Genomic DNA, 13,189 nt, shown 5'->3' with positions numbered 1-13,189 from the left:
CGGGTCAGGCCGCCTCGGCGCGGCCCCGCGTCACCGCCTTCCTCAGCAGCGGCCACACCAGCAGCAGCACGATCACCGCGTACACGGTCACCGCGAACGGCGTGTTGACCAGTCCCGTCACACTGCCGTCGCTGATCTGCAGGGCGCGCCGCAGCTGCTGCTCGGCGTTCGGGCCGAGGATCACACCGATCACGGCGGGCAGCACGGGAAGCCCGTAGCGGCGCATCCCGAAGCCGATCAGGCCGATGATCAGCAGGATCACCAGGTCGATCACCTCGCCGCCGACCGCGTACGCGCCGACCGCCGCGAAGAACATGATGCCCGCGTACAGGTACGGCCGGGGGATGCGCAGCAGCTTCGCCCACACCGGTGCCAACGGCAGGTTCAGCGCGAGCAGCAGCACCATGCCGACGAAGAGCGAGGCGATCAGGCCCCACACCAGGTCGGGTTCGCGCTCGAAGAGGAGCGGGCCGGGCTGGATGCCGTACTGCTGGAAGGCGGCCAGCATCACGGCCGCGACCGCCGTGGTCGGCAGACCGAGCGTCAGCATCGACACCAGGGTCCCCGCCGCCGAGGCCGACGCCGCCGACTCCGGGCCCGCGACGCCCTCGATGGCACCCTTGCCCCACTCGTCCTTGTGCTTCGACAGGCGCTTCTCCGTCACGTACGACAGGAAGGTGGGTATCTCCGCGCCGCCCGCCGGGATCGCGCCGAACGGGAAACCGATGAACGGGCCGCGCAGCCACGACTTCCAGGTCCTGTTCACGTCGTCGCGCCCGAGCCAGGGACGCCCCACCGGGATCGGCTCCGGCGGCCTGCGCCGCAGATGGGCCGCCACCCACAGGGCCTCGCCGATCGCGAAGAGCCCGACCGCGACGATCACCACGTCGATGCCGTCGGCCAGTTGGAGCGAGCCGAACGTCAGACGCTGCTGGCCGGTCATCTGGTCCAGGCCCACCAGCCCCAGCGTGAGGCCGATCAGCAGGGAGGCGAGACCCCGGATGCGGGACGATCCCAGCACCGACGTCACCGCGATGAACGCCAGCACCATGATGGCGAAGTAGTCCGGCGCGCCGATGTCCACGGCCAGTTTCGCGACCGTCGGCGCGAGCGCCACCAGCAGCAGCGTGCCGATCAGGCCGCCCGCGAAGTGCCCGACGGCGGCCGCCGCGAGGGCCTGGGCGCCGCGCCCGGACTTGGCCATGGGGTTGCCCTCCATGGCCGCCACCACCGCCGCGCTCTCTCCGGGCGTGTTGAGCAGGATGGAGGTGGTCGAGCCGCCGAACATCGCACCGTAGTAGATGCCGGCGAACATGATGAACGCGCCGATCGGGTCGAGCCCGTACGTCACCGGCAGCAGCAGCGCGACCGCCATCGCCGGGCCGATGCCCGGCAGCACGCCGATCGCCGTGCCGAGCAGCACTCCGATGACGGCCCACAGGAGGTTGATCGGCGTGAGGGCTGTACCGAAGCCGTCCAGAAGGGAGTTGAAGGCATCCATGTCACAGCACTCCCATCAGCGGACCGCCGGGCAGGGGCACTCCGAGCAGGTTGTTGAAGACGGTGTAGGTGACGAGGGAGAGCCCGGCCGCTATGAGCGGATCACGGTCGATCCTGCGGCTGCCCAGCGCGTAGGCCGCACCCCAGAAGAGCAGCGCGCCCGCGATGGGGAAGCCGAGCGGTTCGATCAGCACGGCCGCGCCGAGGAACACCCCGGCGAGCAGCAGCACGGTGCGCCAGTCGGCGGGCTCGGACAGGTCGATGTCCTCACCGCCCTCGGCCTGGCCCCGGCCGCCGCGCAGCACGTCCAGGGCGAGCAGGGCGGCGATGACCAGCAGTCCGGATCCGACCACGATCGGCACGGTCTTCGGGCCGACCGGGCCGCGCTGGGCGATGTCGACGTCCATGGTGAGAGCGTCGGTCAGGACGAGGACGCCCAGGGCCAGCAGCAGTGCGCACACGCCGAGTTCGGAGTGCTCCCGCAGCCACGAGCGCCGCTCGCCGCCGGTCTCGGCGGGGGGAATGTCGGTCTGTGTCGTCACAGTCCCAGCTCCTTCAGCACCGAAACCACGCGCTTGTCCTCGGAGTCGAGGAACGCGCCGAACTTCTCACCGGTGAGGAAGGCGTCGTCCCAGCCGTTCTGCTCCAGCGACTTGCGCCACTCAGCCGAGTCGTGGAGCTCCTCGACGAGCTTCACGAGCTTGTCGCGCTCCCCGTCGTTCAGGCCGGGCGGGGCGACGATGCCGCGCCAGTTGGTGAAGTTCACGTCGTAGCCCGCCTCCTTCAGCGTGGGCGCGTCCAGCCCGTCGACGCGCTTCGGGCCGGTGACCGCGAGGAGGCGCAGCTCGCCCGCCTTGATCTGGTCCAGGTACTCGCCCACCCCGGAGACACCGAAGGCGACCTTGTTGCCGAGGATCGAGGCGAGCAGTTCGCCGCCGCCGTCGAAGGGGATGTAGTTGACCTGCTTCGGGGAGATCCCGGCGGCCCGGGCCATCAGCATCGGCGCGAGGTGGTCGGGCCCGCCGGGCGACGAGCCGCCGCCCACCGGGAGCTTGCCGGGGCTCTCCTTCCAGGCGCCGATCAGGTCGTCGATCGTCTTGTACGGCGAGTCCTTCGCCACGACGACCACGTCCTGCTCCTCGGTGAGCCGGGCGATCGGCGTGGTGTCCCCGAGCGTCTTCGGCGCGTCGTTGGAACGGACGGCGCCCACGACTCCGAGGCCCATGGACATGGCGAGCTTGCCGTTGCCGTGCTCGCTCACCAGCCGGCTCAAGCCCACCGTGCCGCCGGCACCGGGCAGGTTGAACACCTCGATGTTGTGGGTGAGTCCGGCGTCCTCGGCGTTCTTCGCGGCCGTGCGGGCCGTGATGTCGTAGCCGCCGCCGGGCGTGTTGGGGACCATGAAACGCAGGCCCGGGATCTGTGTGCCGGTCTCGGAGCCGCTGCCGGTCGTCAGCAGCGGCGGTCCGACGAGCACGAGCACGGCGGCCCCGAGCAGGGCGAGGGGGGTGCGCAGGCGCACGAGTGCCACCACCTGTCGGTACGTCGATGCGGGTAGGGATACGCCCTGTGGGGGAGGGTGACGTGGGCCACATGGTGCCCGGGCTCCGGTGGGCTGTCTCCCTTCCGGAAGCAACGGAGGTTTTGGTCATTGCGGTCGCAGGAAGCGCCGCCGGGCGCGAGCCGAACGCACGGGGCCCCGGCGCGTGCGCGCCGGGGCCCCTCGATCAACGGTCACTGATCCGTGTGGACCTCCAGGGCGGCCCGCACGGCCGACTCCAACGCCCCCTCGATCCACGCCGGTTTGACGGACGTGTGGTCCCCGGCGAAGTGCAACGGCCCCTCACGCTGGGGGATGACGGGCAACAGCTCCGTGTGCTGCCCGGGCAACAGCACCGACGCCTCCCCGTAGGCGTACGGGTCGCGCAGCCAGCTCTGGGTACGCCCCGCGCCGGTGTAGAACACCTCGATGCGCCGGCCGTAGACCTGCTGCAGACCGCACAGCGCGTGCGGATACCGCGCCTCGTCGTCCAGGGAGTCCCAGCGCAGGGCATCGTCGGCCCAGCTGTAGGACGCCAGGACCACACCCCCCGCGCTGCCCGGGACCGGGTGGGACGGGTTGAACATGAAGCGGTTGGCGTTGTCCGACACCGAGCCGCCGCCCACGACACCGGCCGCCTCCGGCTGGTCGCGGCCGATCGCGCGGTTCGCGGCGTAGTGGGTGCGCTGAGCCTGCGTGATGTGCCCGCCGGGCACCGAGGGGTGCGCTCCGAGCAGGCTGCCGTCCGCGGGGGCCTTGCCGCTGCGGTAGGCGTCGTACAGGCCCGGGTCGACGGCGTTCAGCTCGCGCTTCCAGTCGTCCTCGTCGAACTCCCACCAGCGGCGGCTGAACTCGAGCAGCACCTTGGTCGCGCTGTCGTAGTGCAGCTCGCAGACCGCGCGGCGCTTGCGGTAGGACAGCGGCGGGTCGATCTGCACATGGCGCAGCCCGGAGAACGGCACCGTCACCACGGCGACGTCGGCCGTGAACTGCTCGCGGACGACCGGGCCGTCGCGCCCCTCGGACACGGTGTCCACCCACACGTGCGGGCCCTTGCTCCGCACATGCCCGCCGTCCGCGGAGGGCCGGTCGGGGTGGTGGTACTGGATGCGCGTCACCCGCCGGTCGAACCGCACCTCCTTGCGCACGCGTTCGAGCAGGGCGTCCGGCAGCACGGCCGTGCCGCCCTCCAGCTCGTAGAAGGGCGTGTCGGGGCTGATGAGGGAGGAGCCGATGAAGCTGTGGATGAAGGACAGCGGGAGACGTGAGGTGAGGTTCTCCAGGGTGCCGATCAGGTCGACGGTCCGCTCGTCGAGCCCCGCGTGCTCGGTGAGGAAACGGAACATCGACCAGTCGCCGAACCGCTTCACCACCCGCGCCCAGCCCCGCAGCCGCTCCGGCAGCGGTTTGTCGACCCGCTTGCCGTCCCGGCCTACGTGACTGAACTCGTCGCGCACGGGGTCCAGCGCGGCACGCAGGATCGCTGCGGCGGGGATGTCCCAATGGGCCTTCGGTACGCCGAAGGACCGGTTCACGCGCCGGGGGGAGCGGGCGTAGTCGGCGCGCCGCACGCGGATGCCGTTGACGTGGATCCAGGTGCGCGCGGCGGGACGTCCCTCCTCGTCGACGTCGACGTAGTGGAAGCGCTGCTTCTTCAGATCGAACCGGTCGATGAGTTCCATCACCAGCGGATGGCTGCCGGGGATGCGCATCGCGCCCGCCTCGGCGTACTGGCCGGGATCCGCGAAGGGCTGCCCGGCACCTTCGTGGCCGCCCTTTCGGAAGGTCTTGATGCGGCCGCCCGCCCGGTTGCCGTTGGCCTCCAGGACCGTCACCCGGTGCCCCGCCTCCTTCAGCAGCCAGGCGGTCACCAGCCCGGACGGGCCGGCGCCGATGACGAGGACGTCCTTGGGGCGGGTCCGTCGCGCCGGCAGTCCGTCTTTCAGGACGCGCACGTAGCGCGGAACGAGGGGGCGGTCGTCGGAGTCCAGGACGAGCAGGGCACGGGCGACGGCGAGGCATCTGTCGAAGTCGGCGCCGCGACCGCCGCCGGGAAGGGCCGGGGCGAGCGGCGCGGCCGACGCGGGCAGGGCCGTGGCGGTACCCCCGGCCAGGACCGTCGCCACCGTGGCCGTGCCGGCCACCGCCGCGAACTCCCGCCGGGAGAAACCATCTTCAGAGCACACCATCGCGTGATCATCAATCATGGCGATCTTTGTAACGGCGGCCGTGACGGGCCGCCGCCGTTCGCCCCGGCGTTGCCCCTAAGGAGCGAATCAGAGGCAAAACCCTCACGTCACAGCGGATCCACCGCCCACGACGTGCCCGGCGAACCCGAAGGGATGAACGCGCTGCGAACCGCGTCCGCCGCCGCGAACGGGCCTCCACACTGCGACTGCGTATCCACAACCCTGATCTCCGGCCGTCCCGCCCGGCGCATCGCGCACGCGGCGCCGGCGGGCCGCACGAGAGCCGGGGACGACGAAGGGGGAAGGGTGGCGCAGCGGCGCACTCTGTTGGGCGACCGGGCCCGTTACTGGTTCGACAGCACGCTTGCCCGCGGTGCCTCGGCCCTGGTCGGCTGGATGGCGCTGCTGTGTCTGACCGTCGTCGTACCGGCCAGCGCCCTTGTGGTGTGGACCGACCCGCACGCTCCGCAGTCCCTGCCGGACCGGCTGGTACAGGTCTGGCGCCTCACCGGGGAGACCCTGCGCCTGGGCGGGGCGACCGGCACGCCGCTGCGCGTGACGATGTCGGTGCTGCTCGCCCTGGTGGCGCTGCTGTACGTCTCGACGCTGGTCGGCCTGATCACGACGGCGCTCACGGAGCGGCTCACCGCCTTGCGGCGCGGCCGGTCGACCGTGCTCGAACAAGGGCACGTCGTGGTCCTGGGCTGGTCGGAGCAGGTGTTCACGGTCGTCGGCGAGCTGGTGGCCGCCAACGCCAACCAGCGGCGCGCGGCGGTCGCGGTGCTGGCCGACCGCGACAAGACCGCGATGGAGGAGGCGCTCGCCACGAAGGTGGGACCCGTCGGCCGGACGCGGCTGATCTGCCGCAGCGGCCCCACCACCGACCCGGCCGTTCTCACCCTGACCAGTCCGGCGACGGCCGGTGTCGTGCTGGTCCTGCCCCGCGACGAGCCCGACGCCGATGCCGAGGTCGTCAAGACGCTGCTGGCGCTGCGGGCGGCCCTGGCCGGGCTGAAGAACCCCCCACCCGTCGTCGCCGCCGTCCGGGACGACCGCTACCGCCTGGCCGCCGGCCTCGCCGCCGGCCCGGGCGGTGTCGTCCTGGAGAGCGACACCGTCACGGCCCGGCTGATCGTCCAGGCCGCCCGCCGCCCCGGGCTCTCCCTGGTCCACCAGGAGCTCCTCGACTTCGCCGGCGACGAGTTCTACCTGGTCGGCGAGGAGTCCCTGACGGGCCACCCGTTCGGCGACGCGCTGCTGTCCTATCCGACGTCCAGTGTCGTCGGACTGGTGCACGGCGACACCCCGCTGCTCAACCCGCCGCCGCAGACGACCGTCGGCGCGGACGATCTGCTCATCGTCATCTCCCGCGACGACGACACGGCCTGGCCGGGGGAGTGCGGGCAGTGGGTCGAGAAGGCGGCGATGGCCTCCGGACCCGCGACGCCCGCGCGGCCGGAGCGGGTCCTGCTGCTCGGCTGGAACCGCCGGGCGCCGCTCATGGTCGAGCAGCTGCGCCGCCGCGCCCGGTCCGGGTCGGTCGTCGACGTGGTGGCGGACGGCGGTGAATCGACGGTCCGGCAGGTGCGCGAGTCCCAAGTGCCCGAAGGCACCGGCCTGACCCTCACCCTCCACCCGGGGGACGTCACCCGCCCCGAGACCCTCCGGCGTCTGGACGTGCACTCCTACGACAGCGTGATCGTCGTGGGCGAGGACCCCGCTCCCGGACAGCCCCCGGACCAACCCGACAACCGCACGCTCGTCACCCTGCTGTTGCTACGACAGCTGGAGGAGGCGTCCGGGCGTGAACTACCCGTCGTCACCGAGCTGGTGGACGACCGCAACCGGGCGCTGGCACCTCTCGGACCCGGAGCCGACGTGATCATCAGCGGCAAGCTCATCGGCCTGCTCATGGCACAGATCTCCCAGAACCGGCGGCTCGCGGCGGTCTTCGAGGAGCTCTTCTCCGCCGACGGCACCGGCATCCGCCTGAGGCCGGCCGGCGACTACGTGCTGCCCGGCTGTGAGACGGCCTTCGCCACCGTCGTGGCCGCGGCACGCGGGCGCGGCGAATGCGCCATCGGCTACCGGAGCCACGACGACGCCTCCACGAGTCCGGATCACGGCGTGCGGGTCAATCCGCCCAAGTCCGAGCGCCGCCGTTGGACGGCCGACGACGAGGTGATTGTCGTGGGGACGGACTGAGGGAGAGCCGGGGGTTCGACGAGTGGAGAACAGCTCCTTGCGGCGAGCTGAACTTGGGGCGTGACGACCCCGCCCGGCACAAGCGATTCACATGCCCGTGATCCTTGTGAAGAAACCTGGGAATTCGACTGTGTGTTCGTCCATGTGCAGGGCACCAGAGGGAGCGGAGGTTGATAACTATGGTTCCCCTGCTTCTCGTCCTGCTGCTGGCCCTGGTCCTTTTCGGTGCGGGCTTCGCACTGAAGGCCCTCTGGTGGATCGCGGTGATCGTGCTGGTCCTGTGGCTGCTCGGCTTCGTGCTGCGTACCGCGGACAGTGGTGGCCGCCGGGGCCGCTGGTATCGCTGGTAGACCGGCGAATCGCCGCCTTGTGGCGAGCAAAACGTCAGGAATGGGGTAAACGAAAATGGCCCGATTCTCTTCCAGGAAAGGCGTTCCTTTTCCATGGCCGATACACAAGACGTCGTAGAACTCATTCTTCAGGACCACCGGCGCATGGAAGACCTCTTCCGGCGGATGCGCAGCGTCGAGGACGACCGGGCGGGTGCCCTGCGGGAGTTCGCGGACCTGCTGATCGCCCATGCGCAGGCCGAGGAAGCCGAGGTCTACCCGGCGCTCAAGCGGTACAAGAACATCGATGACGAAGAGGTCGAGCACGGCGAGCACGAGCACGACGAGGGCAACGAGGCCCTCCTGGAGCTCCTCCTGGTCGAGGAGGTCGGCTCCGACGAGTGGGACTCCAAACTCGAAGAGCTGGTGGAGGCCGTCAACCACCACGCCGACGAGGAGGAGCGCACCATCCTCAACGGCGCACGGGAGAACGTGGCGATGCAGCGCCGTCAGGAGCTGGGCCGGGCGTTCGTGCAGGAGCGCGAGCGTCAGCTGAAGGCCGGCTGCGGCTCCGTGGAGAACGTCCGCAAGATCGTCGAGTCCTGAACCGGCATGCCGGCCCTGATGGCCACCGCTCGCGGGCGGTGACCATCAGGGCCGGTTGCCGTCGCGGACGGCTCACCTGGCACGGACGGCCTGGCGCGCACGGCGCACCTAGTGGGTGTCGTGAGCGGCGCAGTCGGCGTCCCGCGCCGGCAGCCGCCCCGTGGCGAGGTACGCGTTGACCGCGGCGTCGGCACAGGCCGACCCGTAGACGCCGTACACCGCGTGCTGGTCGGCCCCCTTCAGGGTGACCAGGCGCGAGGAGGGCCACATCGCGCGGACGGCCTGGGCGCCGTCGTAGGAGGTGCGCGGGTCCCCGGTGGCGTTCACGAGGAGGGCCGGCAGGTCGTCCCGGATCCTGGTGGGCCGCTCGCGCGGCCGGTCCCAGAACGCGCACGGGTTGATGTTGTCGGTGACGGGCGCGAAGAGCGGGTCCCCGGCGCGGGCGCGCTGGACGTCACGCCAGTACACCTCGGGATCACGCGGCGCGGCGTTGTCGCCGCAGATGATCGCCGTCTGCGCGCTGCCGTAGCGGGAGTCGGCGCCGGTGAGCACGAACTCCAGCACCCCGGCCAGCCACGGCGACGGCGTCACCCGCTCCCCTCGCGAGGCCCGGAGCATGTCCCGCACGCCCTGGGCGAAGTCCCCGTAGGCGGCGTCGTTGTGCTGCGAGAGCCCGTTGAGGGCGACGAGGGGCATGACGTGCTCGTCCAGCCGGTGCTCGCCGAGCCGCAGCGGGGTGCGGGCTGCGGCGGCCCGGACCCGCTCCACCGTCGCCAGCACCTCGCCGCGCGTACGGCCCAGCCCGTAGGCCGTGTCGCGGGCGGCGGCCCAGGAGGCCCAGCCCTTCAGGGCGTGGCGGTTGGCCGGCTCGGTTCCCCGCCACAGCCGGGCGCTGTAGCGCTCCGGGTCGATCACACCGTCCAGGACGACCCGGTCCGTGCGGCCCCGGAACATCGAGGCGTACACCTGGCCGAGGTAACTGCCGTACGAGTAACCCAGGTAGGAGATCCGCCGCTCGCCGAGCGCGGCCCGGACGACGTCCATGTCGCGGGCGGTGTTGCGGGTGGTGGCGTGGGGCAGCGCGTCGCCCGCGTGGCGGCGGCAGCGGTCGGCGAGGCCCTTCGAGAAGGCCGCCATGCGGTCGAAACCGGCCCGGTCCTCACCCGCACCGCGCCAGGCCGATCCGGTCGGCCAGCGGCAGTCCAGCGGGGTGCTGCGGCCGATGAAACGGGGGTCGACGCCCACCACGTCGTACCGTGCGGCCATGTCCTTCATCGCCTCGCGCACCCAGGGCGGATCGCCGAGCGAGGTCCCACCGGGGCCGCCGCCGTTGAGGAGCAGGGGACCGACGCGGCGGGCGGTGTCCGTGGCGCGGATCCGGGAGACCGCCACGGTGATCGTCCGGCCGCCGGGGTGGGAGTAGTCGAGCGGTACGGTCACGTCGGCGCAGCGGGCGCCCGCCTGCGCCAGTTCCTTGCCGGTGGTGTCGTCCGGCCCGAGCACGCAGCTCTTCCAGGTGAGGTGCTGCCGGTGGTAGCGGGCGAGAGGGTCCTCGGCCGCCTCGGCCGTGGCGGTCAGCGCGGTGCAGGCCAGTGCGGCGGCCGTCAGGGCGAGGACGGCTCGTCTCGCGGTTCCCGGGGAGCGGGATAACACGTGGGGGGTCCTTTCTGTCGCCGATGTCCCCTCGGCGGGCCAGCAGGGACATGCCGCCGAGGGGTGCTGTGCGACAGAACGGTAGGGACGGCCCGCCGTCCGATCACTCCGGCTGGCAGCCGGTTCGTGGTGGGGTCAGCCCCACCGGAGAAGTGGTGGAATGCCGTTTCCACAGCGGGGGCGGCGCCCCGAATCTCCGCCCCAAGCTGGGACAATGCTCGGGCAGACCTTGTGCAGGTCGCCGCAGGGGGGTTGTCCAGACATTCTCTCGCGCCTAGGGTCCCTTCCGAGTGCAAGCGCTTTCCAAGCGCGTGTCCGCAGGCTGTCCGAGGAGCGCCGCATGTCCTTGTCCCCCACCCGCCGCCGCGTGGCCGTCGTCGGCACCGGAGCCATCGTCAGCGGCAGCCATCTGCCCGCGCTGCGGGCCCACTCCGACCGGGTGGAACTGGTGGCCGCCGTCGACGTGGACCAGGAGCGCCTCGACGCCTTCCGCGAGCTGGCCGGTGAGCAGGTCGCCGGGTACACCTCGATGGACGCGATGCTGGACGCCGTACGCCCCGACCTGGTTCTGATCGGGACGCCGCCCTCCCTGCACCGCGACCAGACGGTGGCCGCGCTGAAGGCGGGCGCCTGGGTGCTGTGCGAGAAGCCGCTGACCCTGTCGCTCGCCGAGTACGACGAGATCGCCGCGGCCGAGGAGGCCTCCGGTGCCTACGCGGCCGTCGTCTTCCAGCACCGCTACGGCTCCGGCGCCGTGCACGCCCGCGAGCTGATCGCGAGCGGCGAGCTGGGCGCCCCGCTGGTCGCGCACTGCCAGACGACCTGGCGCCGGGACGCCGCGTACTACGCGGTGCCGTGGCGCGGGAAGTGGGCCAGCGAGGGCGGCGGCCCGACCATGGGCCACGGCATCCACCAGTACGACCTCCTCCTGCACCTGCTCGGTGAGTGGGAGGAGATCCGGGCCATGGCCGCGCGCCTGGTCCACGACACCGAGAGCGAGGACGTCTCCACCGCCCTGGTGCGGTTCAGGAGCGGCGCCCTCGCCACCGTCGTCAACAGCGTGCTCTCCCCGGACGAGGTGAGCCGCATCCGCATCGACTGCGCGGACGCCACGGTCGAACTCACCCACCTGTACGGCCACAGCAACGACAGCTGGGCCTACACCCCGGCCCCGCACGTGGCCTCCGAGCGCGCCACGGCCTGGCGCACCCCCGTGGCCGACGTGCCGAGCTCGCACACCGCCCAGTTGGGCACGCTTCTCGACGCCTACGACACCGGCACCCGGCCCCCGGGCAGCGGCCGCGACGCCCGCGCCACCCTGGAGTTCGCCGCCGCCCTGTACAAGGCGGCGTTCACCGGCAGCTCGGTGCACGCGGGGGAGATCGGCCCCGGTGACCCCTTCTACGAGGCCATGCACGGCGAGTACCCCGACTGGGCCCCCAAGGAGCGCGCATGACCATCCGCGTCACCCACACGCACGGCGAGGCCATCGCCGTCACGGCAGGCGGCACGGAGATCCTCCGCTACGTCTACCGCCCCGACCCGGACCCCTTCGAGTCGCGCAAGCCCTACGCCCACCCGGTGCGCACCCTCTCGGGCCGCACGGTCACCGGCTACCGCCCGAACGACCACCGCTGGCACAAGGGCCTGCAGATGACCGCGAGCCATCTGTCCGGCCAGAACTTCTGGGGCGGCAACTGCTACGTCCACGGCCAGGGCTACCTCCGCCTGCCCGAGCGCGTCGGCTCGATGCGGCACGACGGCTTCGCGGACTTCACCGTCGAGGACGACCGCCTCGCCTTCACCGAGAACCTCACCTGGATCGAGAACGGCGGCGAGGAGTGGGCGCGCGAGGTGCGCGGCCTGACCGTCCACTCGGTGGACGAGGAGGCCGGCTCCTGGGCCCTGGACTGGTCGATCCGCCTCACCAACACCCGCTCCGAACCGCTGGTCTTCGGCTCCCCGACCACCGCGGGCCGGGAGATGGCCGGCTACACCGGACTCCAGTGGCGCGGCCCGCGCGACTTCACCGGCGGCACGGTCTTCGCCCCGGACACCGACGCCGACGCGGGCAAGCTGATGGGCACCCAGGGCCCCTGGCTCGCCTTCACCACCGAGCACGACGATGTCGACGGCCACTCCACCCTGGTCTTCGCGCACGCGCCGGAGAACCTCGACGCGGCCTCCCCGGTCCACGAGTCGCACTGGTTCGTCCGCTCCGAGCCCTTCCCCACGGTCGCGTTCTCCTGGGCCTTCTTCGAGGAGTTCGAGCTGCCGCCGGGCGAATCCTTCGCCTACCGCTACCGGCTGGTGATCGCCGACGGCGCCTGGGACCGCGACCGGGTCGGCACACACCTGGAAGGCCTGGCGTGGTGAGCGGACCCGGGCACGCCGCACTCCCGCACCCGCTGCCCGGCGCGATCGGCCTGTCGCACCTCAGCGCCTACGACTGGGAGGCCGCCGACGGTGTCTGCGGCGGCAGCCCGCACCTGCACCTGGTGTGTACGGAGGCGTACGTCGTCACCGGTGGCCGGGGCGCGGTCCAGACGCTGAGCCCCGACGGCTACCGGGACATCCCCCTCGAAGCCGGCTCGATCGCCTGGTTCACGCCGGGCACCGTGCACCGCATGGTGCAGGGCGGCGATCTGCGTATCACCGTGCTGATGCAGAACAGCGGCCTGCCCGAGGCCGGGGACGCCGTGTTCACCTTCCCGCCCGAGGTGCTCGCCGACCCCGACCGGTACGCCGCCGCCGCTGCCCTGCCGCCCGGCACCGGACCGGAGACGGCGGCGGCCGCCCGGCGCCGCAGGGACCTGGCCGTCGAGGGCTACCTCGGGCTGCGCGAGGCCCTCGTGAACGGCGACAACGGCCCGTACCTGGAGTTCCAGCGGGCCGCCGCACGGCTCGTGCGCGACAAGGTGCCCACCTGGCGGAAGCTGTGGCGGGAGGGTGCCCTGGCCACGGCGGAGCGCACCGGCGCCCAGCTCGACGCCCTGGCCGCGGGCGTTCCCGCCCACCTCGGCGAGGCCACGGCGTACGAGGCCGCGCCCACCCGGCTCGGAGGCTTCGGCATGTGCGGCCGCCGTGACGAGTACGCGCTGCCGGGCACCACGCTGCCGAACCACGGGGAGTAGCGGGGGCAGCAGGGGGCGAGGGGGATCCGAGAG

11 protein-coding genes are annotated in these 13,189 nt (G+C 72.0%); 6 read left to right on the top strand and 5 right to left on the bottom strand.

Annotation, left to right across the window (positions count from 1 at the left end):
- Positions 1 to 4 precede the first annotated feature (4 nt).
- The 4 genes from RFN52_RS03960 to lgoX form a co-directional block, all read right to left on the bottom strand.
- The gene (locus RFN52_RS03960; protein ID WP_184842359.1) at positions 5 to 1,501 is read right to left on the bottom strand and encodes a tripartite tricarboxylate transporter permease; all 1,497 of its coding nucleotides are present in this window, start codon (positions 1,499 to 1,501) and stop codon (positions 5 to 7) included.
- Position 1,502: 1 nt separating this feature from the next.
- Positions 1,503 to 2,042, bottom strand: coding sequence for a tripartite tricarboxylate transporter TctB family protein (locus tag RFN52_RS03955; RefSeq protein WP_184842357.1), 540 nt, complete (start codon positions 2,040 to 2,042; stop codon positions 1,503 to 1,505).
- Positions 2,039 to 3,022, bottom strand: a complete 984-nt coding sequence (locus tag RFN52_RS03950) for a Bug family tripartite tricarboxylate transporter substrate binding protein (RefSeq protein WP_184853779.1) — start codon at positions 3,020 to 3,022, stop codon at positions 2,039 to 2,041. The genes RFN52_RS03955 and RFN52_RS03950 overlap by 4 nt, the downstream gene beginning before the upstream one ends.
- Before the next feature lie 212 nt (positions 3,023 to 3,234).
- A complete protein-coding gene (gene lgoX, locus RFN52_RS03945; protein ID WP_374050148.1) occupies positions 3,235 to 5,247 on the bottom strand; it encodes an L-glutamate oxidase LgoX in 2,013 nt (670 codons plus the stop codon).
- Between the two features lie 288 nt (positions 5,248 to 5,535).
- Between lgoX and RFN52_RS03940 the strand changes: the two genes are divergently transcribed.
- The 3 genes from RFN52_RS03940 to RFN52_RS03930 all read left to right on the top strand — a co-directional run bounded on the left by RFN52_RS03940 (position 5,536) and on the right by RFN52_RS03930 (position 8,369).
- Positions 5,536 to 7,434 carry a CASTOR/POLLUX-related putative ion channel gene (locus tag RFN52_RS03940; RefSeq protein WP_184842354.1) on the top strand — a complete coding sequence of 633 codons (1,899 nt, stop codon included), beginning with the start codon at positions 5,536 to 5,538 and terminating at the stop codon, positions 7,432 to 7,434.
- 179 nt (positions 7,435 to 7,613) lie between these two features.
- Positions 7,614 to 7,784 carry a DUF5670 family protein gene (locus RFN52_RS03935; protein WP_161367449.1) on the top strand — a complete coding sequence of 57 codons (171 nt, stop codon included), beginning with the start codon at positions 7,614 to 7,616 and terminating at the stop codon, positions 7,782 to 7,784.
- Between the two features lie 93 nt (positions 7,785 to 7,877).
- Positions 7,878 to 8,369, top strand: coding sequence for a hemerythrin domain-containing protein (locus RFN52_RS03930; RefSeq protein ID WP_184842351.1), 492 nt, complete (start codon positions 7,878 to 7,880; stop codon positions 8,367 to 8,369).
- Between the two features lie 108 nt (positions 8,370 to 8,477).
- Here RFN52_RS03930 and RFN52_RS03925 read toward each other — a convergent pair whose 3' ends face one another.
- Entirely contained in the window at positions 8,478 to 10,022 is a 1,545-nt protein-coding gene (locus tag RFN52_RS03925; RefSeq protein ID WP_184842348.1) for an alpha/beta hydrolase, read from the bottom strand.
- A 340-nt stretch (positions 10,023 to 10,362) separates the two neighbouring features.
- Between RFN52_RS03925 and RFN52_RS03920 the strand changes: the two genes are divergently transcribed.
- The 3 genes from RFN52_RS03920 to RFN52_RS03910 are packed head-to-tail and all read left to right on the top strand — an operon-like array spanning position 10,363 to position 13,156.
- On the top strand, positions 10,363 to 11,478 hold the full coding sequence (locus RFN52_RS03920; RefSeq protein WP_184842345.1) for a Gfo/Idh/MocA family protein: 1,116 nt from the start codon (positions 10,363 to 10,365) through the stop codon (positions 11,476 to 11,478).
- Positions 11,475 to 12,398 (top strand): DUF6807 domain-containing protein, encoded by a 924-nt coding sequence (locus tag RFN52_RS03915; protein WP_184842342.1) that lies wholly within the window; start codon positions 11,475 to 11,477, stop codon positions 12,396 to 12,398. Before RFN52_RS03920 ends, RFN52_RS03915 begins: the two co-directional genes overlap by 4 nt.
- Positions 12,392 to 13,156 carry a cupin domain-containing protein gene (locus RFN52_RS03910; protein WP_184842339.1) on the top strand — a complete coding sequence of 255 codons (765 nt, stop codon included), beginning with the start codon at positions 12,392 to 12,394 and terminating at the stop codon, positions 13,154 to 13,156. Before RFN52_RS03915 ends, RFN52_RS03910 begins: the two co-directional genes overlap by 7 nt.
- The last annotated feature ends 33 nt before the right edge of the window (positions 13,157 to 13,189 follow it).

Source organism: Streptomyces collinus, from assembly GCF_031348265.1.
Taxonomy (GTDB): Bacteria; Actinomycetota; Actinomycetes; order Streptomycetales; family Streptomycetaceae; genus Streptomyces; species Streptomyces collinus.
This window is presented reverse-complemented; position numbering and strand designations above follow the sequence as displayed.